The organism is Rhizobium sp. PEPV16 (genome assembly GCF_008919455.1).
Classification (GTDB): Bacteria; Pseudomonadota; Alphaproteobacteria; order Rhizobiales; family Rhizobiaceae; genus Rhizobium; species Rhizobium leguminosarum_Q.
The window spans coordinates 41,326-63,034 of the sequence record NZ_VSZV01000331.1; the positions used below are offsets into that span (position 1 = coordinate 41,326).

Annotated in this window: 18 protein-coding genes and 1 pseudogene; 7 read left to right on the forward strand and 12 right to left on the reverse strand. The window is 61.6% G+C overall.

Annotated features, from left to right (window positions below; translation table 11 throughout):
* Window positions 1-282 precede the first annotated feature (282 nt).
* Window positions 283-1,467 (forward strand): glycosyltransferase family 1 protein, encoded by a 1,185-nt coding sequence (locus tag FY112_RS23255; protein WP_131619635.1) that lies wholly within the window; start codon window positions 283-285, stop codon window positions 1,465-1,467.
* 7 nt (window positions 1,468-1,474) lie between these two features.
* Here the strand turns inward: FY112_RS23255 and FY112_RS23260 are convergent, their stop codons facing one another.
* Entirely contained in the window at window positions 1,475-2,488 is a 1,014-nt protein-coding gene (locus FY112_RS23260) for an alpha/beta hydrolase (RefSeq protein ID WP_131629712.1), read from the reverse strand.
* A gap of 161 nt (window positions 2,489-2,649) precedes the next feature.
* On the opposite strand from FY112_RS23260, the gene FY112_RS23265 reads away from it, so the two are divergent.
* Window positions 2,650-3,087, forward strand: coding sequence for a MarR family transcriptional regulator (locus FY112_RS23265; RefSeq protein WP_131645151.1), 438 nt, complete (start codon window positions 2,650-2,652; stop codon window positions 3,085-3,087).
* A gap of 232 nt (window positions 3,088-3,319) precedes the next feature.
* On the opposite strand, the gene der is transcribed toward FY112_RS23265, so the two are convergent.
* The 3 genes from der to FY112_RS23280 all read right to left on the reverse strand — a co-directional run bounded on the left by der (window position 3,320) and on the right by FY112_RS23280 (window position 6,130).
* The gene (der, locus tag FY112_RS23270) at window positions 3,320-4,741 is read right to left on the reverse strand and encodes a ribosome biogenesis GTPase Der (RefSeq protein WP_131619632.1); all 1,422 of its coding nucleotides are present in this window, start codon (window positions 4,739-4,741) and stop codon (window positions 3,320-3,322) included.
* 18 nt (window positions 4,742-4,759) lie between these two features.
* The gene (locus FY112_RS23275) at window positions 4,760-5,443 is read right to left on the reverse strand and encodes a tetratricopeptide repeat protein (protein ID WP_131619631.1); all 684 of its coding nucleotides are present in this window, start codon (window positions 5,441-5,443) and stop codon (window positions 4,760-4,762) included.
* A 102-nt stretch (window positions 5,444-5,545) separates the two neighbouring features.
* Window positions 5,546-6,130 (reverse strand): NnrU family protein, encoded by a 585-nt coding sequence (locus FY112_RS23280; RefSeq protein ID WP_017961554.1) that lies wholly within the window; start codon window positions 6,128-6,130, stop codon window positions 5,546-5,548.
* Window positions 6,131-6,251: 121 nt separating this feature from the next.
* Between FY112_RS23280 and FY112_RS23285 the strand changes: the two genes are divergently transcribed.
* Window positions 6,252-7,238, forward strand: coding sequence for a polysaccharide deacetylase (locus FY112_RS23285; RefSeq protein ID WP_151519377.1), 987 nt, complete (start codon window positions 6,252-6,254; stop codon window positions 7,236-7,238).
* Window positions 7,239-7,497: 259 nt separating this feature from the next.
* Here the strand turns inward: FY112_RS23285 and sbmA are convergent, their stop codons facing one another.
* Together sbmA and FY112_RS23295 are read right to left on the reverse strand one after the other, a co-directional pair.
* Window positions 7,498-8,763: a peptide antibiotic transporter SbmA gene (gene sbmA / locus FY112_RS23290; protein ID WP_131629716.1), complete on the reverse strand. Its 1,266-nt coding sequence runs from the start codon at window positions 8,761-8,763 to the stop codon at window positions 7,498-7,500.
* Between the two features lie 123 nt (window positions 8,764-8,886).
* Window positions 8,887-10,071 (reverse strand): YbfB/YjiJ family MFS transporter, encoded by a 1,185-nt coding sequence (locus FY112_RS23295; protein WP_181018269.1) that lies wholly within the window; start codon window positions 10,069-10,071, stop codon window positions 8,887-8,889.
* A 95-nt stretch (window positions 10,072-10,166) separates the two neighbouring features.
* On the opposite strand from FY112_RS23295, the pseudogene FY112_RS23300 reads away from it, so the two are divergent.
* Window positions 10,167-10,424: pseudogene (locus tag FY112_RS23300) on the forward strand (PadR family transcriptional regulator); the annotation flags it as partial.
* Window positions 10,425-10,492: 68 nt separating this feature from the next.
* On the opposite strand, the gene map reads toward FY112_RS23300, so the two are convergent.
* The 6 genes from map to glpK all read right to left on the reverse strand — a co-directional run bounded on the left by map (window position 10,493) and on the right by glpK (window position 16,573).
* Complete coding sequence (gene map / locus FY112_RS23305) at window positions 10,493-11,251, reverse strand: type I methionyl aminopeptidase (RefSeq protein ID WP_151519378.1); 759 nt, start codon at window positions 11,249-11,251, stop codon at window positions 10,493-10,495.
* Between the two features lie 135 nt (window positions 11,252-11,386).
* Window positions 11,387-12,457 (reverse strand): LLM class flavin-dependent oxidoreductase, encoded by a 1,071-nt coding sequence (locus FY112_RS23310; RefSeq protein WP_131709528.1) that lies wholly within the window; start codon window positions 12,455-12,457, stop codon window positions 11,387-11,389.
* Window positions 12,458-12,705: 248 nt separating this feature from the next.
* Window positions 12,706-13,173: an SRPBCC family protein gene (locus tag FY112_RS23315; RefSeq protein ID WP_131709505.1), complete on the reverse strand. Its 468-nt coding sequence runs from the start codon at window positions 13,171-13,173 to the stop codon at window positions 12,706-12,708.
* A 101-nt stretch (window positions 13,174-13,274) separates the two neighbouring features.
* Complete coding sequence (locus tag FY112_RS23320) at window positions 13,275-14,534, reverse strand: RNA polymerase sigma factor (protein ID WP_131709506.1); 1,260 nt, start codon at window positions 14,532-14,534, stop codon at window positions 13,275-13,277.
* On the reverse strand, window positions 14,531-14,905 hold the full coding sequence (locus tag FY112_RS23325) for a YciI family protein (protein WP_003561490.1): 375 nt from the start codon (window positions 14,903-14,905) through the stop codon (window positions 14,531-14,533). The genes FY112_RS23320 and FY112_RS23325 overlap by 4 nt, the downstream gene beginning before the upstream one ends.
* Window positions 14,906-15,079: 174 nt before the next feature.
* Window positions 15,080-16,573 (reverse strand): glycerol kinase GlpK, encoded by a 1,494-nt coding sequence (glpK, locus tag FY112_RS23330; RefSeq protein WP_131709507.1) that lies wholly within the window; start codon window positions 16,571-16,573, stop codon window positions 15,080-15,082.
* Window positions 16,574-16,730: 157 nt separating this feature from the next.
* Between glpK and FY112_RS23335 the strand changes: the two genes are divergently transcribed.
* The 3 genes from FY112_RS23335 (at window position 16,731) to xdhB (ending at window position 21,594) form a co-directional block, all read left to right on the forward strand.
* Window positions 16,731-17,507, forward strand: coding sequence for a 3-hydroxybutyrate dehydrogenase (locus FY112_RS23335; RefSeq protein ID WP_131709508.1), 777 nt, complete (start codon window positions 16,731-16,733; stop codon window positions 17,505-17,507).
* A gap of 27 nt (window positions 17,508-17,534) precedes the next feature.
* Entirely contained in the window at window positions 17,535-19,001 is a 1,467-nt protein-coding gene (gene xdhA, locus FY112_RS23340; protein WP_131709509.1) for a xanthine dehydrogenase small subunit, read from the forward strand.
* Between the two features lie 253 nt (window positions 19,002-19,254).
* Window positions 19,255-21,594, forward strand: a complete 2,340-nt coding sequence (xdhB, locus tag FY112_RS23350; RefSeq protein WP_151519379.1) for a xanthine dehydrogenase molybdopterin binding subunit — start codon at window positions 19,255-19,257, stop codon at window positions 21,592-21,594.
* Window positions 21,595-21,709 lie beyond the last annotated feature (115 nt).

The following is a 21,709-nucleotide window of genomic DNA, read 5'->3' on the forward strand; positions in this document are numbered from 1 at the left end:
GGAAGTTCCGACCGCAAGCTCGGCTTCCGCTGCAGCTTGACCTCCCAGGCGGCGCCGGTCCACGACCGGCGCCGTGACCTTCTTCTTTCAAATGAGAAACTGCCAGCCACTGACATAATCGGGGCGATCAGGCCGCCGAAAGCCCTGCAATCCTTGCAATATGGGCTGTAATATTTCCATCATGGTCATGCCTCAAAATAAGCAAGCGGGAATCGCCGTTCCGGAACCCCGCTGAGGGGTTGAGCGTTGGCATATCACTGCGACGCGGATGGAAATCGTGACATGCTGCAACGTCCGACAAACACTTATAGCGGCGAGAGCTGGGCCAATGCCGCAGCCGCCGGGAACCTGCCTGAGAGGCTGGTGATCGTCACCGATGCCTGGCACCCGCAGGTCAACGGCGTCGTGCGCTCGATCGAGAACACCAACCGCGAACTGGCGAAGATGGGCGTCGAGGTTTCCATGGTGACGCCGGAGCGCTTCAACAGCATCCCCTGCCCGACCTATCCTGAGATCCGCCTGTCGATCGCCAATTACCGCCGCATCGCCCGCGAGATCGAAAAGCACAATCCCTCTTACGTGCATATCGCCACCGAAGGCCCACTGGGGCTGACCGCCCGCCGCTGGTGCCTGCGCAAGCGCATGCCCTTCTCGACCAGCTATCACACCCGCTTTCCGGAGTATGTTTCCGCCCGCTTGCCGATCCCGCAGAGCTGGCTCTACGCCTTCGTGCGCTGGTTCCACAATGGCGGCGCCGGCTGTATGGTGGCGACACCGAGCCTTGCCCGCGAGCTATCGGCGCGCGGCATCAAGAATCTGATGCCCTGGACCCGCGGCATTGATGCCACGCAGTTCCACCCCATGCCGCTTGAAGACGAGCCCTTCGGCCTCCCTCGTCCGATCTTCATGACGGTCGGTCGCGTGGCGTTGGAAAAGAACCTGCCGGCCTTCCTGGATCTCGACCTGCCGGGTTCCAAAGTCGTCGTCGGCGACGGCCCGGCGCGCGCCGAACTCGAGAAGCAATATCCGGACGTCTTCTTCACCGGCGTACAGTTCGGCGAGGATCTGGCGAAAACCTATGCTCAGGCCGACGTCTTCGTCTTTCCCTCGCTCACCGACACCTTCGGCAACACCATCCTTGAAGCGCTGGCATCAGGCGTGCCGGTCGCAGCCTATCCGGTCACCGGCCCGCTCGACATCATCGGCGAGGATAGCGAAGTCGGGGCGCTCGACCAGAATCTGCAGGCCGCATGCCTTGCCGCCCTTTCCGCCTCCCGAGACAAGGCGCGCGAGCTCGCCATGCAATATTCCTGGGAAGCTGCGACGCTGCAGTTCATCAACAATATTCGCGCCGCCAACGGCGTCATCACGCCGAAATGGAAGAGAGCCTGGCAATTTGCCACCAAGTCGCTTCCAAGAAGCAGAAAGCCCGGCGAAACCGCCGGGCCTGTCCCATCCGCAGACTGATTGGTTTTTACTTGTGAAGAGCGCTGCGAAGCGTGTCATTGGCGACCGCAATCGCGCTGCGCGTGGCAGGCGTTTCGGCAATGGCGTTCAGCAGCACGAAATCGTGGATCGTGCCGTTATAGCGCATCGACGTGACGCGGACACCGGCCTGGCTGAGCTTGCGGGCATAGGCCTCGCCTTCGTCACGCAGCACGTCGTTCTCGTCGACGATGACCAGCGCCGGCGGCAACCCGTTCAACTGCTCCAGCGACGCCTGCAGCGGTGAGGCCGTCGGCTCGTTGCGCTTGGCTTCATCGGGTAGATAGGCGTTCCAGAACCACTTCATCGCTTCCTTCGTCAACCACGGGCCATCAGCGAACTCATTGTAGGAACCATTGTTGAAATTGGCGTCGGTGACGGGGTAGAACAGCACCTGCTGGTCGATGGCAGGACCGCCACGCTCCTTGGCAAGCAGCGTTACCACCGCCGCCATGTTGCCGCCGACGCTGTCGCCTGCGACAGCGAGCCTGGAGGCATCGACCTTGAACTCCTTGGCATGTTCGGCGACATATTTGGTCGCGGCATAGGCCTGCTCGATGGCAACGGGATAGCGGGCTTCCGGCGAGCGCTCGTAGTCAACGAAGACGACGGCGGCATCGGCGCCGTTGGCGATCTCGCGCACCAGCCGGTCATGTGTATCGGCATCGCCCAACACCCAGCCGCCGCCATGGAAATAGAGAATGACCGGCAGCGTGCCCTTGGCATGTTCCGGGCGGAGGATGCGCAGCTTGATGCTGCCTGTCGGACCGGCCTTGATGACCCTGTCCTCTTCCTGGGCGGCAAGCTTCTTCACGTCGCCCTTCTGCGCGCCCGCCAGAACATTGCGGGCATCGGCCGGCGACAGCGTGTAGATCGGCTTACCGCCGGCAAGCCCGTCGATGAATTTCTGCGTTGTCGGTTCGAGTACCGAATCGGCAAGCGCGCCGACGGAGGAAGCTGCCAGGAGTGCTGCTGCGGAAACTGCGGTCTTGATGGTCGACATTGTCTTGTCCTCTCGGGTTCGATGTTCGTCCTGAATACCGTTTTTATATCGCGCACGATTATTTATAGGACAATTTAAATTTGCGCATAGCAGCCATGCATAAAAATCGCTTACGATTATTTATTGCACGATATAACTTCCATCAGTTCTGGAGATACCCCATGCAGGATCAGCTGAAGCTCGACAATTTCATCTGCTTCGCCGTCTATACGGCAAGCCACGCACTGAACCGCGTCTACAAGCCGCTGCTCGATACGTTGGGTCTCACCTATCCGCAATATCTGGCGATGGTTTCTCTCTGGGAGCAGGACGGCCAGACCGTCGGTGGCCTCGGTGAAAAGCTCTTCCTGGAATCGAGCACGCTGACCCCTTTGCTCAAACGCCTGGAAACCGCAGGTTATGTCAGACGCGAACGCAGCAAGGACGACGAACGCGTCGTCATCGTCCGCTTGAGCGAAGAAGGCATTGGCCTGAAGGAAAAGGCGATCGGCATCCCGGGTTGCATCGCCGCTGCCAGCGGTCGCGACGCAGTCGACCTCACGCGCCTCCAGGCCGAAATCGTGGCGCTGCGTGAGGCGCTGAATCGAAGCGTGGCTTAGCTGCTAACCGGACTGGGTATCAGAGTGCTTGTGGTACCCCCTCTGCCCTGCCGGGCATCTCCCCCACAGGTGGGGAGATCAGCAGGAGGCGAACGCTTCGTCCCTCTCTGTCGATATTCCAATGGCCAAGTGTAGTTGTTTTGGGAAGCCTTAACGCCCATCCGATCTCCCCCTTGTGGAGGAGATGCCCGGCAGGGCAGAGGGGGTGTTCCCACTACGAAGCCCCTGAACCCTACGTCCGCCTCTTCTTGCCTTCGAACGGATTGTCAGGCGAGCGGAAATGGATGCGGATCGGCACGCTCGGCATGTCGAAATCCGCGCGCAAGCCATTGATCAGATAGCGCGTATAGGATTCCGGCAGCGCATCCGACCGGGTGCAGGAGATCATGAAAGCCGGCGGACGGGCCTTCACCTGCGTCATATATTTCAGCTTGATGCGGCGGCCGGAAACGGCCGGTGGCGGATGCTGGATCTGCTGCGTCTCCAGCCAGCGGTTGAGCCGCGCCGTCGAGATGCGCTTGTTCCAGACCTTGTCGGTATCGATGATCGACTGCATGAGCTTGTCGAGCCCCCAGCCGGTCTGGCCGGAAATCGGCACGGCACGAATGCCCCGCGCCTGCGGCAGCAGCCGGTCGGTCTTTTCGCGCAGATCCGCAAGCACCGCCTGCCGATCTTCGATCATGTCCCACTTGTTGAAGGCGAGCACGGCGGCACGCCCCTCGCGCAACACCAGGTCGACGATCTGCAGGTCCTGCTTCTCGAAGGGGATCGTCGCATCGAAGACGATAACGACGGTTTCGGCGAAGCGGATGGCGCGCAATGCGTCGGCGACCGAAAGCTTCTCCAGCTTCTCGATCACCCGCGCCTTGCGGCGCATGCCGGCCGTATCGAACATCTTGATGGTGCGGCCGCGCCAATCCCATTCGACCGAGATGGAATCGCGAGTGATGCCTGCCTCCGGCCCGGTCAAAAGCCGGTCCTCGCCGAGGAAGCGATTGATCAGCGTCGACTTGCCGGCATTCGGCCGGCCGACGATCGCCACTCTGAGCGGCTTCGTCTCGTCATAGGTCGGCTCTTCGTCCTCGTCGCCCTCGTCTGATGATTGCGGAATGTCGACGTCGGTAACCGCCACATCCTCTTTCTCGGGATAGGCACGGTCCTCGCCGATCGCCGCGACGATCGCATCGCGCAGGTCGAGCATGCCCTGCCCGTGTTCTGCCGAAATCGGCGTCGGCTCGCCGAGGCCGAGCGTATAGGCGTCATAGAAGCCGCTGTCGGAGCCGCGCGCTTCGGATTTGTTGGCGACAAGCACCACCGGCTTGCCGCGCCGGCGCAGCATTTCGGCAAGGTCGGTATCGACGGGCGTCAATCCGCTCTTGGCGTCGACGACGAAAAGCGAAAGATCCGCCTCGTCGATCGCCGCTTCGGTCTGCGCCCGCATCCGGCCCTGCAGGCTTTCCGCGTCGGCCTCTTCCAGACCAGCCGTGTCGATGATCGTGAAGGTCAGGCCCATCAGCCGCGCATCGCCCGGCCGGCGGTCGCGGGTAACACCCGGCGTGTCATCGACAAGCGCCAGCTTCTTGCCTACCAGCCGGTTGAAAAGTGTCGACTTGCCGACATTCGGACGACCGACGATCGCGACCGTGAAACTCATATCTTGTCCTTAACGCGATCAGCCCTGAGCGGCGGGCGCCTTGCCGGATGCGGTAATCAGATCAAGCATCATATGGGCGCGATTGGCAACATTGCGTGGGCTGTCGGTATCGTCGACGATCGACTGGAACCACTGCCGCGCCTGCGCCATGTTGCCGGCTTTGTAAGCGGCAAGGCCGAGTGCCTCGCGCGCCGAATGACGGAAGGCGTTGCCCGGAACGGCCATTTCCTCGATCGCCGCCGAAACCTGTTCGTAAGTGCCGTTCTCGATGAGCAGCCAGCCGGCGCGCATCTTGGCGGCATCGCGCACGGCAGCCGGAATGGCATTGTCCTTGCCGATCTCGTTGAAGGCGGCGATTGCCGCGGCGGTATCACCCTTCTGCACCTGAACGGTCGCGGCCCGCATGCGCGCCAGCACCGGGTAGGCACCATGGCCTTCCTTCTCAAGCTTGTCGAGCGCGGCCAGCGCCTCGTCGTTCTTGTTCTCGTCGGCTAGCTTCATTGCCGCCAGAAACTGGTCGCCGGTGCCGGAGGAGCGGTTGTCGTCCCAATAGTCGTAGAGAACCTTGCCGGCGGTACCGACGACGATCAGGATGGCGACGACGACGATATAGCGGCCGAACCGGCGCCAGACGCCCTTCATCTGGTCAGACCGCAATTCCTCATTGACTTCACGGATGAAGCTGTCGTCGTTGAATGCCATTCTCGTCTCCGGCCGCGGAATACCCATACACCATGCAAAACGCATATTGTCGGGCCTTCTACTCCATTTTGCAGCCGTTGTAAGGGGGATGTGAAAGATTCGTCAGATGACGAGCGGCGAAACGCCGATCAACCATTCGTGCAGCTTCCAGATGATCAGCGCCCAGACGACGATGCCGATGATGATGGCATAGAGGTCGTATTTGGCCGAGACGAACGGTCGGAGCGTGATCTCGCCCGCCCGCTGCCGCCGCTTCAAGGAAATGCGCAGGATAACGCCCCAGGCGAGAAAGGCGGCAAACAGCAGAACCGACGACGTCTCGCCATTGGCGAGCAGGTGCGCCAGTGCCCAGATCTTCACCGACAGCACCATCGGATGTTTGGTCTTGGTCGCGATATGCCCCGCCGGCAGCAGCGAGGCGACGAGACAGATCATAGCGATCAGCATCAGCGTGATTGCTATATGCGCCATCCAGACCGGTGGATTGTAAAGCGTTCCGGTCACCTGCCGCGCCTGCCCGAAGCCGTAGATCAACAGGATCAGCGTGGCGATGCTGGCAATCGAATAGGCCGCCCGCCAGCCCTTCTCGCCGAGGCTTGCGATCATCGAACGGCGAAAGTCCGGCACCAGCACCCGCACCAGATGCACCCCGAGGAAAAGTATGATGCCGACGATAAGCAATGTCATTGCGGATCCCTTCCGTGCCGTTTGTCATGGCTTACCGGCTGGCGCGAAAAAATGCCAGCGCGACCGCAGCTTCGCCGCAATTCTGTCGGAGGGAAACCGCGAACAAATTGTCGCGGTGCCCATGTCTCGTTCCCTCTTCTCCGCCTGCCTTTCTGTTTCGCTCCTCGTTCCGGCAATTGCAGAGGCGGCCGACCGGCCGAAACAGCTCGTCATCATTTCCTTCGACGGCGCCCACGACAACGCGCTGTGGCTGAAGAGCCGCGAGATGGCGGCGAAAAACGGCGCCCACTTCACCTATTTTCTCTCCTGCACTTTCCTGATGAACGAGGCGGCGAACAAGGCCTATCAGGCGCCGCACCAGAAACGCGGAAAATCCAATGTCGGCTTCGCCCAGAGCGACGACGAGATCCGCGAGCGCCTCGGCAATATCTGGCACGCCCATCTCGAAGGACATGACATATCGAGCCATGCCTGCGGCCATTTCGACGGCCGCCTCTGGAGCGAGGCCGACTGGTCGGCCGAGTACGCCACCTTTCATGCGACATTGAAAAACGCCTGGAAGAGCGTCGATCTCGAAGAACCGACCGGCTGGCAGGATCTGGTCGATCACGGCATTAAGGGCTTTCGCGCGCCCTACCTCTCCGCGACGGCTGGCGCCGATATGATCACCGCCGAAAAGAAGGCGGGCTTCACCTATGATGCGAGCCTCGTCACCAAGGGACCGGCAATGCCTGTCGAGGAAGACGGCATCATCCGCTTCGGCCTGCCGCTGATCCCCGAAGGCCCGAACGACAAGCCGATCATCGGCATGGACTACAATCTCTTCGTCCGCCATTCCAAGGGTGAGGAGGATACGGCCGATTCCGCGGAATTCGAGGAGCGCGCCTATGCCGCCTTCAACGAGGCTTTCGACAAGCAATATACCGGCGCCCGCATCCCGCTGCAACTCGGCTTCCACTTCGTCGAAATGAACGGCGGCGCCTACTGGCGCGCCCTCGACCGACTGGTCAGCGACGTCTGCCACCGAACGGATGTGGCCTGCGTCAGCTATTCGGAAGCGATCCCGATGATCGAGGCACGCGGGAAATTGCAGACGTCAGGCCTCTGACGGCGGCGGCTACCAAGACTGCAAGGTGTTTCTAGGTCCGATTGGATGAGACGGCGTGCCGTGTCGCCCCTCATCCGCCCTATCGGGCACCTTCTCCCCGCTGGGGAGAAGAGGGAATCGAGACGTTGCGGCAAGTCTCTTCTCCCCGGCGGGAAGAAGGTGCCGGCAGGCGGATGAGGGGGCCGCACGCGAGACCTTTTCAACCTACCACATTAAAATCCCCAACCTGCCCTTCTCCATCTGGGCAAGCCCCGCTCCATCAGCCGTCGGCGTGAACAACACCCGCCTCACGCTCCAGATAGCGCTGGTCGATCTCAGGCAGCGGTTCGTCGTCGATTGCCGCTTCGAAGGCCTGGAGGCGTTTGTGGATGGAGAGTAGTTCGATGATCGTCGTCCAGGAACTGACGAGGTATTGGAACGAATTGCTGACCTGGCCAAAAGCCGTAGCAATCTGCTGCCATATCCCAAGCGTGATCTTATGCGCGACGAAAGTCGGCACCAAAACGAAATAAAGAAATATCGCATCAAGCTGCCCGTATGAATAACGTGCAACATTGAAATAAAGATAGTGAAAATACATACGGAAATAGTTTCGCCTGACGTTCGAGAACAACTCGGCGACGGTTACCGGTTGGGCTCTATCTTCATGATCTTCGCCGTAGACGAGTTCTTTGCGATAAGCCGCCTCAACACGTTGGTTGCGAAAATTCAATCCTGGCAGTTTTACGCCGACAACAGCCAGGAGAACGGTGCCTAAAACCGACCAACCAAGCGCGAGCCAGACGAGGGAATTCGGAACCGCGCCAAGGATTGGAAGATCGGTTACATGGGCCGATAACGCTGACAGGATTGGCAGGAAGACGATAAGCGTCATGACCGAGCCGATGAGGCTGACGCCGAGGCCTTCGATGATGTTTGCAAACCGCATCGTGTCTTCCTGGACACGTTGCGACGCTCCTTCGATATGACGAAGTTTCTGCCACTTCGACATGTAGAAATCGTTCATCGCCACGCGCCATCTCAACACATAGTGGTTGATGAGAAATGCAGACACCACGGACACAATCACGCCCACCGTACCGATCTCCAAGAACTTCAAGATCAAATAATAGAAATTCTCATTGGTGATACCCGGTTTTCCGGCAAGTGCATTTTGAAGAAGGTCAAAGAAAGGTCCTCGCCAAACATTAATTGCCACATCCATCTGAACGCCGAAATACGTAATGAAAATGATCAGCGCCGATCCCCAGACCGACCATATTTTCCAAGGGTGCGCGTGGGCGAGGACGTGCCATACACCGCAGAACAAAGCGGAGCAAAGTATGAAAAATAGATAAAATGACAGATTGGCGGGTGCGACAAAGAACGCGGCTCCGACCGGCTGCGCATCCTCCGGCAGCGGAGGAAAGCCAAGATTGGTCAAAAGGCCAATGCCCGCGAAATACCAAAAGAAAACGCAGGCGAGCGTCCATACGACCGCGGACGTAAAAAACAGCTTCGGTCGGGGGAAAAACGAATGAAACACGGGGGCTTTGCTTTCCTGAACTGTGAGTCTCGGGCGTGTCGTCAACACTGATTGTGCCGGAAACTAAGGCAGTTCCAAGGAAGCAGCAATGGGTTCAGCCGATTGTTACGGAGATGTAACCGGTTAGGCGATTTTCTTGATCACCGGCATCACGAGCGCTGCGCAGGCGACGAGTGCCACGGCGGCGATCACCGTGGGCATGGTGAAGCTGCCCGTGCGCTCGGCGATCCAGCCGGCAACAACAGGCCCGACGATCTGGCCGACACCGAAGGCGGCCGTCATCATCGCCAGAATCCGCCGCGGGCTCGCAGGCGAAAGCTTGCGGCCGATCTGCAGCCCAAAAGCAGTAATCGCCAGGAACGTTGCCCCGAACAGCGCCCCGCCGATCAGCGGTGCAACGGAAGGCGGTAGCGCCACCGTCGCAAGCACACCGGCTGCCTCGACCAGAAGGGCCGCGACATAGACGCCCCCAAGCCCGAGCGGCTTGACCAGCGGCTTCCAGGCAAACAGCGCCACCGCAGCCGTCAGGCCGGCGATGAACCAGCAGAGGAATTCGACGAAGGGTCCCGTTGCAGAGAGACGTGCGATGGTGACAAGGAAGGTCGCGGTGATGACGTAGCCGAAGCCGAACAGGCCATAGGACAGCGTCAGCAGCACCATCGGCCGGTTCCAGACCAGCGCCGGCTCCTTGCCCGACTGCGCCGATTGCGCCGGCGACGACGGCAGCAGCAGGAAAACGACGACGAGGCTTGCCGCGCAATAAAGCGCCCCGCCGATCCAGTCGGCGCGCCAGCCGCCCGGCCCCTCGTGAAAGCCGAGGCCGATCAGAAACACCATGACCGAGGACAGCGCGATGCCCGCCCCTGGCCCGCCGAAATGCGCCGCCTGCACATGATCGTTGCCGGCAGCAGCCCCGTGGCTGAGCACGATCGACGAGGTGAAGACCATTGCAAAAGCGCTGGCGATGCCCGCCAGGAAGCGAATGATGGCAAAGGCGGCGACGGAATCGGTGGTAGCCATGGCGGCAAGCAGGATCGCGGTTGCCAGCAGCGACAGCAGCGCCACCAGCCGCTCCCGCCCCGCTGCCCAGCCATAGGCGGCCAGCACGGCGCCGACGAGATAACCGACGAAATTTGCCGATGCGATAAAACCTGCATCCGCTGCCGAAAGCGGCACGCCGCTGATCATGCCGGGCAGGATCGGCGTGTAGGAGAAGCGCCCGAAGCCCATGGCAGCGGCCATGGCAACGGCGCCGGCAGCGGCAGTGGAGACAAGATTCGGCGGGGAGTGACCGGTGCGCACGAGCATGCAGCGCTTATCGCGCCGCAGCACCGGCATCACAATCAAGTAATTCTGATCGATCGATCAATTTCCCGAAACTTCAAAATTCTCGGCTCACGCTCGCCAGGCTCGAGCGCGTCGGAGAGAAGATGGCCTATGTGAAGCGCGTCTTCGAAACCGATCATCACGGCGCCGACGATGGCCATGGCGGCGACTTCATGCAGGACCGCGGCGACATCCGCGCCGCCCGCATGCTGCTGCGCTCGGCGCTCAGGATGCGCTATCCCTGGTCGAAACTTGAAGCCGCCCGCATTGCCGGCATCCTCGAACGCGCCGCCACCGAAATCCCGCAAGGCGGCAGGCCGGGAACGCGGGGCTGAGGCGAAGACTGAACGGCGGAATTTGAGACGGAGTCAGCTCCCGCCATCTTCATTGTCCAGCGCCGGTCTTACGCCCGCTCGTCCGGCAAGGTCAAAATCACCGGACCATTGCTCGTCGCGACCACCGTGTGTTCGTATTGCACGGTCGGCGCCTTCGGATCGGCATAGAGCGTCCAGGCATCGTCGCCGCCTTCGGCCCATGTCGCGCCGAGCGAGAGAAACGGCTCGACGGTGAAGACGAGACCTTCCGTCATCATCCGTTTTTCCGAAGGGTCCGGCCAGGTCGAGAGCTCGGCCGGCTCCTCATGCAGCGAGCGGCCAACGCCGTGGCTCGCCAGATTGGCGACCAGCGTATAGCGGTTCTTCTGTGCAAAGGCGCCGACGGCGGTGCCGATCTTTGCCAGCGGCTCGCCCGATTTGACCTGGTTGAGCCCGACCCAGAGCGCCCGCTTGCCGTCGCGGCAAAGCCGCTCGATCTTCGGCTTGACCGGCGGCACCGCGAAGGAGGCGCCGGTATCGGCGAAGAAGCCGTCCTTCTCAGCCGAGACGTCGATATTGATCAGGTCGCCGGCGCGGACGACGCGCGGGCCGGGAATGCCGTGGGCGATTTCTTCGTTGATGCTGATGCAGGTGGCGCCCGGAAACTGGTAGCAGAACTCCGGCGCCGAACGCGCCCCGGATTCCTCCAGCACCTTGCGGCCGATCCGGTCGAGCTCCAGCGTCGTCATTCCGGGCTCCATCGCCGCCGCCATCACCTGAATGGCGTTTGCGCAGATGCGGCCGATCTCCTTGAGCTTTGTCAGTTCGTCGTCGTTTGCGATAACCATTCGTCTGTTCCGGCCTTGCGCAGGGCGGCAGCGGCCGCCTTAGAGCGCCGCGCCTCCAACAGGAAGCCCTAAGGACGCTCTGTCACTTCGAATCTGCGCATACTCCGTTTCGAAAATCGATTCCGATTTTCGGCGTTATGCGCTCGAAGCCGTGGCTTTCGCCTCTTCGCTGCTATCAGTCAACGCCTTTCTGACGATCGGCGCGACTTTCGTGCCGTAAAGCTCGATGCCGCGCATGATCTCGGCATGCGGCATCAGGCCGATGGCCATCTGCAGCAGGAAGCGGTCGTTCTTGAAGAGCCCATGATGGGCGATGATCTTTTCGGCGACCACTTCGGGATCACCGACGAAGAGCGCGCCGTTCGGCGCGCGCGACATGTCAAAATGCGCCCGGTTGGTCGGCCCCCAGCCGCGCTCGCGGCCGATGCGGTTCATCACCTCCGCCTGCGGCCCGTAGAATTGGTCGGCGGCTGCCGCCGTCGTGTCGGCGATGAAGCCGTGGACGTTGATGCTGGTCTTCAACTTTGACTGATCCTGCCCTGCCCGGCGCGCGGCCTCGCGGTAGAGATCGAAGAGCGGCGCAAAACGGCGCGGCTCGCCGCCGATGATCGCCAGCGCCACCGGCAGGCCCAGCGCGCCGGCGCGCGCCACGGACTGCGGCGTACCGCCGACCGCGACCCAGAGCGGCAACGTATCCTGCAGCGGTCTGGGATAGACGCCGCGCCCGTTGATCGGCGCGCGAAGCTCGCCCTTCCACTCCACAACCTCGCTGTCGCGCAGCGCCAGCAGCAGATCGAGCTTCTCCTCGAAAAGCTGGTCGTAGTCTTCGAGATTATAGCCGAACAGCGGGAAGGACTCGATGAAGGAGCCGCGCCCCGCCATGATTTCGGCCCGGCCGTTGGAGATCAGATCGAGCGTCGAAAACTGCTGGAAGACACGCACCGGATCATCGGAGGAGAGCACGGTGACCGCACTGGTCAGCCGGATATTCCTGGTCTTGACGGCAGCCGCCGCCAGCACGACCGCCGGAGCAGACGCTGCATAATCCGGCCGGTGATGCTCGCCGAGGCCGAAGACGTCGAGCCCCACCTGATCGGCAAGCTCGATTTCCTCGATAAGATGCTTCAGCCGCTCAGCCGCTTCCGCGCCCTTGCTGCGGGAGGGGTTCGGATTGACGTCGGCGAATGTGTAAAGCCCCAGTTCCATCATCGGCATCCTGTTGAATTCTCGGCTGAGATAAGGATGCCGGGGATGCAGCGCAAATACAAATTCTGGAACGGAATGTTCGAGAATCTCGATAGCGGTCTTTGGCGATCTGAAAGACCGATCGAAGACCAATTCGAATCTGAATTCAACGACTTCGAAGCACCGGCGGAATCATCTTTCGAACCGCCTCAAACCTTGCTTGAAGCGTCAGGACGACGCGGTCTCGCCGCGCCGCCTCACCGCGCCGCTCACATCTTCGCCAGCAGCTCCGCCAGTTGGTCCGCAGCCTTGCCCCATCCTTCGTGGAAACCCATCTTCTCGTGTGCTTCCTTGTCCTCGGCGCGCCAGTGCAGCGCCTTGGCCGTATATTTCGTGCGACCGTTGCCGAGATCTTCGAGCAGGATGACGCCCGTGAAGAAAGGTTTCTCGGAAGGCACCCAGGCGCTGGTATAGGCATCGGTGAAGACGATCTTCTCGTTCTCGACGATCTCGAGATAGACGCCGCGGTTCGGGTATTGATTGCCCTCGGGGTCATGCATGACAACGACGCTGGAACCGCCGGGGCGGACGTCGAGCGTTGCTTCCGTCACACCCCAGGGACGCGGCACGAACCACTGCTTCATCAGATCAGGATCGGTCCATGCTTTGTAGATCTTCTCGCGCGGCGCGTCGAATTCGCGAACGATGACGAGTTCATGTTGCGTGGTGGCGGCCATTTCGACATCTCTCCATTTGAATGAAACCTGTTTCCTGTCAGGTTGTTACAAGGACGTGTCAGAGTTCGTCGTTCCGACAACGCGCCGGACTTTTCGCATTTTTATTTTGCGATCGGCTGCGTGGCCTCTTCCTGCATCTTGTCGATCTGCCGGCGGATATGGGCTGCCTCAGCCGCCGAATGGGCCAGCGCAATGGCGCGGTCGAAGGCCTCGCGCGCCTGGCTGGTCAAGCCAAGCTGCTTCAGCAGTCCGCCCCGTAAGCCGTGATAGTAGAAATAGCCGCCGAGTTTTTCGCCAAGCGGATCGATGAGGTCGAGCGCATCCTGCGCACCCTGGAGCTTGGAGACGACGACGGCCCGGTTCAGCGTTATGACAGGCGACGGCTGGAGACGCTCGAGCGCGCGATAGAGCAGATCGATCTCCACCCAATCGGTATCCTCGGCACGTATTGCGCGGGAGTGAACGGCGGCAATCGCTGCCTGAATCTGATAAGGAGCGGGCTTGCGATGGCGCAGCGCCTTGTCGAGCAGCGCCAACGCCTCATTGATGAGCGGTTGGTTCCAGAGCGACCGGTCCTGATCTTCGAGCAGCACGATCTCGTCTCCGGCATTGAAGCGCGCCGGCCGGCGCGAGATCTGCAGGAGCATGAGCGCAAGTAGCCCCATCAGCTCCGGTTCGGATGGGAAGATATGCAGCATCAAGCGCGCCAGCCGGATCGCTTCGTCGCTGAAGGCAGCCGCCTCATGCCTGGGATCGGCCTGGCTGTAGCCCTCGTTGAAGATCAGGTAAATCATCGTGCTGACGATCGAGAGCCGTTCGGCTCTTTCCTGCGGGCTCGGCGTTTCGAAAGGCACACCAGCCTTGGCGACGCGCGCCTTGGCCCGGGTGATGCGCTGTTCCATGGCGCTTTCGGAAACCAGGAAGGCACGCGCGATCTGCGGCACCGAAAGGCCGGAGACGATACGCAGCGCCAGCGCGATCTGCTGAGTTGCCGGCAGATCGGGATGGCAGCAGATAAACAGCAGCCGCAGGATATCGTCGCGATAATTGGAATCGTCCAGCCGCTCGGCGATATCGCTTTCGGCATCCTCGGTATCGGAAATGACGTCTTCATCCGGCAGAGCCTGGATCTTTGCCCGCTTGCGCACCGCGTCGATGCCGCTGTTGCGGCCGACGAAGATGAGCCAGGCTGTCGGATCACGCGGCGGCCCTTTCTCCGGCCATGTCCGGATCGCCCTCAGGCACGCCTCCTGAAACGCCTCTTCCGCTGTATCGAGATTGCGGAAATAGCGCAGCAGTGCGCCGACGGCCTTTGGCCGGGCCGAGGCAAGTGCGTGGTCGATCCAGGCAATGTCTGTCATGATGAAGCATCTCCCGGCCTGAAGACGTAGAAAGGCCGAATTTCGTAAGAGGTGGAACCTGGATTGACGGATGAAAGCTGCTTCGAGAAGGCGATCGCCTCGTCGAGCGTTTCAAAGTCGACCACATAGAAGCCGAGAAGCGCCTCTTTCGTTTCCGCAAAAGGCCCATCGATGACCAAGGGCTCGTCCTTGCCCTTGCGCACTGTGGTCGCAGCCGTGGTCGGCATCAGCCGGCCGACAGGGCCGAGTTTGCCGGATGCGGCAAGCGGCTCCTGCACGGCGTAGAGTTTCTCCATGACGGCAGCCTCCTCCTCCTTGGTCCAGGCGAAGACGGTTTCCTCATGGGCGTAACAAAGGATTGCATAAAGCATTGCTCACTCCTCTTTCCAAATGACGAAGGAGTAACCGCTTACCCGACAGGCCGCATCAAAAAATTATTGATGCGAAATTCGTGATCTTCTCGAGCACGGCAACGCCGTGGCTGCAGAAATAGCCGAGTATCTCGCAGAAACGAGCGGAGTTATATCGCGGCTCCATCCGCCCCCTTACCCCTCGCTCAGCGTCCGCTTGACCGCATTCTTCCAACCCTTGAGCTTTGCCGCCCGCACCTTCTCGTCCATCTCGGGCTCGAACCGCCGATCGCGTTTCCAGGTCGCCGAAAAACCGTCGCGGTCCGGCCACACCCCTGCCCGGCTGCCGGCGAGCCAGGCGGCTCCCAGCGCCGTCGTCTCAAGAATGACCGGGCGGTCGACCGGGGCATCGAGCAGGTCGGCAAGGCGCTGCATCGTCCAGTTAGAGGCGACCATGCCGCCATCTACGCGCAGCACTGTGTCCTCGGCGCCGTTCTTCCAGTCCTTTTGCATGGCGTCGAGCAGGTCGCGGGTCTGGTAGCAGACAGCTTCCAGTGCCGCCCGGGAGAGTTCCGCCGGCCCGCTATTGCGCGTCAGCCCGAAGATCGCGCCGCGCGCCGCAGCATCCCAATGCGGTGCGCCGAGGCCGGTGAAGGCGGGCACGAGATAGACCTCCTGGGTCGGATCGGCCCTTTCGGCAAGGGCATTGGTCTCGGCGGCGCTGCCGATGATGCCGAGCCCGTCTCGCAGCCATTGCACCGCGGCGCCGGCGATAAAGATCGAACCTTCCAGCGCATAGGTGGTCTCGCCGTTCAGGCGGTAGGCGATGGTGGTCAGCAGCCGGTTTTTGGACCGCACCATGTCGGCGCCGGTATTGAGCAGCGCGAAACAGCCGGTGCCGTAGGTCGATTTCATCATGCCCGGCCTAAAACACGCCTGGCCGATGGTCGCTGCCTGCTGGTCGCCGGCCACGCCGAGAATCGGGATAGCAGCACCGAAAATATCAGGATCGACTGTGCCGAAATCGGCTGCGCAATCCTTGACCTCCGGCAGCATGGCGGCGGGGACCCTCAGAATTTCGAGCAGATCCTCGTCCCACGCGTTTTCGGCAATGTTGTACATCAGCGTGCGCGAGGCGTTAGTGGCATCGGTGACGAAGCTCGTGCCACCCGTCAGCCGCCAGATCAGGAAGGTGTCGATCGTGCCGAAGCAAAGATCGCCCCTGGCAGCGCGCGCCCGCGCGCCCTTCACGTTGGCGAGCATCCAGGAGAGCTTGGTGCCGGAAAAATAGGGATCGAGGATGAGGCCGGTCTTCTTCGTGAACAGCCGCTCGAGATCCTGCCTTTTCAGATTGTCGCAATAGCTTGCCGTGCGCCGGTCCTGCCAGACGATGGCATTCTGGATCGGGCGGCCCGTTTCGCGCTCCCAGACGACGACGGTTTCGCGCTGGTTGGTGATGCCGAGTGCGGCAATATCCCTAGCCTCGATCCCGGCATCGCGAAGCGCCGCCTTGACGGTGGAGACGACCGAATCCCAGATCTCCTCGGGATCGTGCTCGACCCAGCCTGAGCGCGGATAGGTCTGGGTGAATTCCTTCTGGCCCTTGCCGGCGACATGCATGTCGCCATCGAAGACGATCGCCCGCGTCGACGTCGTTCCCTGATCGATCGCCAGAACATAACCGCTCATGCAAACCCTCCCTCAGCATGTCAATTGTCGAAGCAAATCAATAGGACACGGATGCGGGCGAGAAAAGCGAATAAAGCGGAATTGCCAGCCCGCCGGCTTTGGGCATAACCTCGCAGTCAACGCTGCAACGCAGCATCGCGATTTCAGGGAGAACAGCATGAGCAGAACAGTCGTCGTCACCGGCTCCACCAGCGGCATCGGCCTTGCGATCGCCACTGCCTTCGCCGAAACGGGCGACAACGTCGTCATCAATGGTTTCGGAAAGGCTGATGAAATCAACGCGATCGTTGACCGACTTGAATCATTGTCCAAAGGCCGGGCGATCTATCATCCGGCCGACATGACGAAGCCGGCCGAGATCGCCGACCTGATCGAAACGGCAGCGAAGACCTTCGGCGGCGTCGATGTCCTGGTCAACAATGCCGGCATCCAGCACGTCGAGAAGATCGAGGATTTCCCGATCGAGAAATGGGATCAGATCATCGCGATCAATCTGTCGAGTTCCTTTCATACCATGCGCGCCGCGATCCCGCTGATGAAGACGAAAAAGTACGGCCGCATCATCAACATCGCCTCGGCCCACGGGCTCGTCGCCTCCCCGTTCAAATCCGCCTATGTCGCGGCAAAACATGGTATATTAGGCTTGACGAAGACCGCAGCACTCGAGCTTGCTGAATTCGGCGTGACCGTGAACGCCATCTGCCCCGGCTACGTGCTGACGCCGCTCGTCGAGAAGCAGATACCGGATACTGCCAAGGCGCGTGGCATGACCGAGGAACAGGTAAAGAGCGAAGTCATCCTCAAGGCGCAGCCGACGCACGAATTCGTCAAGGCCGAGGAGATCGGCGCGCTGTCGCTCTACCTCGCCAGCGATGCGGCCCGGCAGGTGACCGGAACGCATATCTCGATTGACGGTGGCTGGACGGCGGCTTAACCATCTGGAAAAACAACCGGGAATATCATGAACGACAGCATCCGCTTCATCCTGAATGGCGAGGACATCACGCTCACCGATGTCGGTCCGACCGAGACGCTTCTCGATTTTCTGCGGCTGAAGCGGCGACTGACGGGCACCAAGGAAGGATGCGCGGAAGGTGATTGCGGCGCCTGCACCGTACTCGTTGGCCGGCTGGCGGACGGCAAGCTCGCCTATGAATCCGTCAATGCCTGCATCCGTTTCATGGGCTCGCTGCACGCCACCCATGTGGTAACGGTCGAGCATCTGGCCGGCAGGGACGGCGCGCTGCATCCGGTGCAGCAGGCATTGGTCGATTGTCATGGCTCGCAATGCGGCTTCTGTACCCCGGGCTTCGTCATGTCGCTTTACGGCCTCTGGCTCGCCAAGGAAAAGCCGAGCCGCCAGGAAATCGAAAAGGCGCTGCAAGGCAATCTCTGTCGCTGCACGGGCTATGAGCCGATCGTCAAGGCTGCCGAGCAGGTGAGCCTGATGCGGCCGAGCACGCTCTTCGATCCGCTGGAACGGACGCGCTCTGAAATCGTCGCGCGGCTTTGGGCAATGCAGGCGAGTGGTACGATCAGGATCGCGAATGGCGAAAACCGGCTGATCGTGCCGGCTTCGATGCAGGCACTGGCAGAAGTCCTCTCGCAGGAACCCGACGCAATTATCGTCGCCGGCGCGACGGACGTCGGCCTCTGGGTGACGAAGCAGATGCGCAGGCTGAGCCCGGTCGTCTTCATCAGTCATTTGAGCGAATTGCAGTCGGTAACGAAAGGCGAGGATGGCGTCACCATCGGCGCCGGCGTCAGCTATACCAAGGCCTTCGAGGCGATCTCCAAGAAAATCCCGGCGATTGGGCGACTAATCGACCGCATCGGCGGCGACCAGGTGCGCAACATGGGCACGATCGGCGGCAACATCGCCAACGGCTCGCCGATCGGCGACAGCCCGCCGCCGCTGATCGCGCTCGGCGCGACGCTTATGCTGCGGTCCGTGGAAGGCCAGCGTAGAATGCCGCTCGAGGATTTCTTCATCGCCTATGGCAAGCAGGACCGAAAACCCGGCGAATTCGTCGAGAGCGTCTTCGTGCCCTATCCGGCAGCCGCCAGCCGCTTTGCCGCCTACAAGATCACCAAGCGCCGCGACGAGGACATCACTGCCGTGCTCGGCGCCTTCCTGCTGACGCTCGACGAGGCCGAAATCGTTACCGACATCCGCATCGCCTTCGGCGGCATGGCGGCAACGCCGAAACGCGCCCGCACGGTGGAGGCGGCGCTGATCGGCAAACCATGGACGGAAGCGACGATCGACGCGGTCCGCCCCGCCTTCGACGCCGACTACCAGCCGCTGACCGATTGGCGCGCCACGGCGGAATACCGACAACTGACGGCGAAGAACCTACTGACGCGGTTCTATCTGGAAACGGTTGGAGCGCCGGCGGAGCTGAAGCGGTTTGAGGAGGTGGCGTGATGGAGAGATCGACCTCCGCTCCCAGACTGCAAGCTTTGATGGGAACAGTCGCGTTCTCCTCCCCTCCCTCATTCCTGTGCTTGTCACAGGAATCCAGTGCGCCCGAGTCTTCGGGCGCGGGAGACCTTTCCTCCGCGTCATATGAGTCATTCACCGTGCAGACGCGCGGTGGCTGGATTCCTGTGACAGGCACAGGAATGAGGGCGTGCGGCGTAACTGCATCCCATCGCTCCCTTCGCGGAGGACACCGCTAATGGACAAATCCACCTTCGAAGACCGCAAGCCTATCATCGCAGGCACGATGCACGGCTCGCTACGGCATGATTCAGCGCATAAGCATGTCACCGGAACCGCTGATTATATCGACGATATACCCGAACCCGCAGGTCTGCTGCATGGCGCCCTCGGCCTCTCCGGCCGGGCGCATGCCGAAATCCTCGGCATGGACCTTTCCGCGGTCGCCGCGCATCCCGGCGTCGTCTGGGTCTTCACCGGCAAGGACGTGCCGGGCGTCAACGACGTCAGCTCCAACGGCAGCCATGACGAGCCGCTGCTGGCCGAAACTTTAGTTCAGTTTCATGGCCAGCCGATCTTTGCCGTTATCGCCGAGACGCGTGATGCCGCCCGCCGCGCCGCGCTGCTGGCGAAGATCGACTATCGCGACCTGCCGCATTGGAGCGATATCGACGGCGCGCTCGCCAATGGCAGCCCGCTGGTCATCACCCCGATGACGCTGCGGCGCGGCGAGCCGGACACGGAAATGAGCAATGCCGCCATGCGTCTGAAAGGTCAGATGCGCATCGGCGGACAGGAACATTTCTACCTCGAAGGCCATATCGCTGTGGCGATCCCCGGCGAAGACGACGAGGTCACCGTCTGGTCCTCGACGCAGCATCCGAGCGAGATCCAGCATATCGTCGGCCACGTGCTCGACATCCCCTCCAATGCCGTGACCGTCAATGTGCGCCGCATGGGCGGCGGCTTCGGCGGCAAGGAAACGCAGGGCAATCAGTTCGCAGCCCTTGCGGCGATCGCCGCCAAGAAGCTCGGCCGCGCCGTCAAATTCCGCCCGGATCGCGACGAAGACATGAGCGCCACCGGCAAGCGCCACGATTTCCTCGTTGATTATGAGCTCGGCTTCGACGCCGAAGGCCGCATCCATGCGGTAGACGCCACCTATGCGGCGCGCTGCGGTTTCTCCTCCGACCTCTCAGGGCCGGTGACCGACCGTGCCCTCTTCCATGCCGATTCCAGCTATTTCTATCCGCATGTGCATCTGACCTCGAAGCCGCTGAAGACGCACACCGTCTCCAACACCGCCTTTCGCGGTTTCGGCGGGCCGCAGGGCATGCTCGGCGCCGAACGCTTCATCGAGGAGATCGCCTATGCCGTCGGCAAGGATCCGCTCGATGTCCGCAAACTGAATTTCTACGGCCAGCCGGGTTCCGGGCGTACGCTCACCCCCTACCATCAGGAGGTTGAGGACAATATCATCGCCCGCATCGTCGAGGAGCTGGAGGAAACGGCCGAATACCGGGCGCGGCGCAACGCCATCATCGCCTTCAACCGCGACAGCCGCTACATAAGAAAGGGCATCGCGCTGACGCCGGTGAAATTCGGCATCTCTTTCACCATGACCGCCTTCAACCAAGCAGGCGCCCTCGTCCACATCTACCAGGACGGTTCGATCCACCTGAACCATGGCGGCACCGAAATGGGCCAGGGCCTCTATACCAAGGTGGCGCAGGTGCTGGCCGACAGCTTCCAGGTCGATATCCACAGGGTAAAGATCACCGCGACGACGACAGCCAAGGTGCCAAACACCTCAGCCACTGCCGCCTCCTCCGGCTCGGACTTGAACGGCATGGCCGCCTATGACGCCGCCCGCCAGATCAAGGAACGGCTGGTCGCCTTTGCAGCCGAGAAATGGGATGTTGGGCCTGCCGACGTCGTCTTCCTGCCGAACCGCGTGCGCGTCGGCGAGTTCGAGATCGCCTTCCCCGATTTCATCAAGCAGGCCTATTTCGCCCGCGTCCAGCTTTCCGCGGCCGGCTTCTACAAGACGCCGAAGATCCACTGGGACCGCAAAGCCGGCCGCGGCACGCCCTTCTATTATTTCGCCTACGGCGCCTCCTGCACCGAGGTTTCGATCGACACGCTGACGGGCGAATATCTGATCGACCGCACCGACATCCTCCACGATGTCGGCCGCTCCCTGAATCCGGCGATCGATATGGGCCAGGTCGAAGGTGCCTTCGTCCAAGGCCTGGGCTGGCTGACGACGGAAGAGCTCTGGTGGGACGACAAGGCCCGGCTGCGCACCCATGCCCCCTCGACCTACAAGATCCCGCTCGCTTCCGACCGCCCGAAGATCTTCAACGTGCGCCTTGCCGAATGGTCCGAGAACGCCGAGGCCACCATCGGCCGCTCCAAGGCCGTCGGCGAACCACCCTTGATGCTGGCGATCTCGGTGCTAGAAGCGCTGTCGATGGCCGTGGCAAGCGTCGCCAACTACAAAGTCTGCCCGAGGCTCGACGCCCCGGCGACGCCGGAGCGGGTGCTGATGGCGGTCGAGCGGATGAAGCGGGTGTAGCAGATGGGAACGCGTCCGGCTGGTTTGTCGGCTGAGCAGGACGGGCAGAGAGCTTGGGGTGAGCGATACCCCCCTCTGTCCTGCCGGACATCTCCCCCACAAGGGGGGAGATCGG

Excerpts from the sequence above, each read along its gene's own strand:
- FY112_RS23255 (WP_131619635.1), top strand. The coding sequence starts at position 283 with ATGCTGCAACGTCCGACAAACACTTATAGCGGCGAGAGCTGGGCCAAT.
- FY112_RS23260 (WP_131629712.1), bottom strand. The coding sequence starts at position 2,488 with ATGTCGACCATCAAGACCGCAGTTTCCGCAGCAGCACTCCTGGCAGCT.
- FY112_RS23265 (WP_131645151.1), top strand. The coding sequence starts at position 2,650 with ATGCAGGATCAGCTGAAGCTCGACAATTTCATCTGCTTCGCCGTCTAT.
- der (WP_131619632.1), bottom strand. The coding sequence starts at position 4,741 with ATGAGTTTCACGGTCGCGATCGTCGGTCGTCCGAATGTCGGCAAGTCG.
- FY112_RS23275 (WP_131619631.1), bottom strand. The coding sequence starts at position 5,443 with ATGGCATTCAACGACGACAGCTTCATCCGTGAAGTCAATGAGGAATTG.
- FY112_RS23280 (WP_017961554.1), bottom strand. The coding sequence starts at position 6,130 with ATGACATTGCTTATCGTCGGCATCATACTTTTCCTCGGGGTGCATCTG.
- FY112_RS23285 (WP_151519377.1), top strand. The coding sequence starts at position 6,252 with ATGTCTCGTTCCCTCTTCTCCGCCTGCCTTTCTGTTTCGCTCCTCGTT.
- FY112_RS23295 (WP_181018269.1), bottom strand. The coding sequence starts at position 10,071 with ATGCTCGTGCGCACCGGTCACTCCCCGCCGAATCTTGTCTCCACTGCC.
- map (WP_151519378.1), bottom strand. The coding sequence starts at position 11,251 with ATGGTTATCGCAAACGACGACGAACTGACAAAGCTCAAGGAGATCGGC.
- FY112_RS23310 (WP_131709528.1), bottom strand. The coding sequence starts at position 12,457 with ATGGAACTGGGGCTTTACACATTCGCCGACGTCAATCCGAACCCCTCC.
- FY112_RS23315 (WP_131709505.1), bottom strand. The coding sequence starts at position 13,173 with ATGGCCGCCACCACGCAACATGAACTCGTCATCGTTCGCGAATTCGAC.
- FY112_RS23320 (WP_131709506.1), bottom strand. The coding sequence starts at position 14,534 with ATGACAGACATTGCCTGGATCGACCACGCACTTGCCTCGGCCCGGCCA.
- FY112_RS23325 (WP_003561490.1), bottom strand. The coding sequence starts at position 14,905 with ATGCTTTATGCAATCCTTTGTTACGCCCATGAGGAAACCGTCTTCGCC.
- glpK (WP_131709507.1), bottom strand. The coding sequence starts at position 16,573 with ATGAGCGGTTATGTTCTGGCGATCGATCAGGGAACGACGTCGACGCGG.
- FY112_RS23335 (WP_131709508.1), top strand. The coding sequence starts at position 16,731 with ATGAGCAGAACAGTCGTCGTCACCGGCTCCACCAGCGGCATCGGCCTT.
- xdhA (WP_131709509.1), top strand. The coding sequence starts at position 17,535 with ATGAACGACAGCATCCGCTTCATCCTGAATGGCGAGGACATCACGCTC.
- xdhB (WP_151519379.1), top strand. The coding sequence starts at position 19,255 with ATGGACAAATCCACCTTCGAAGACCGCAAGCCTATCATCGCAGGCACG.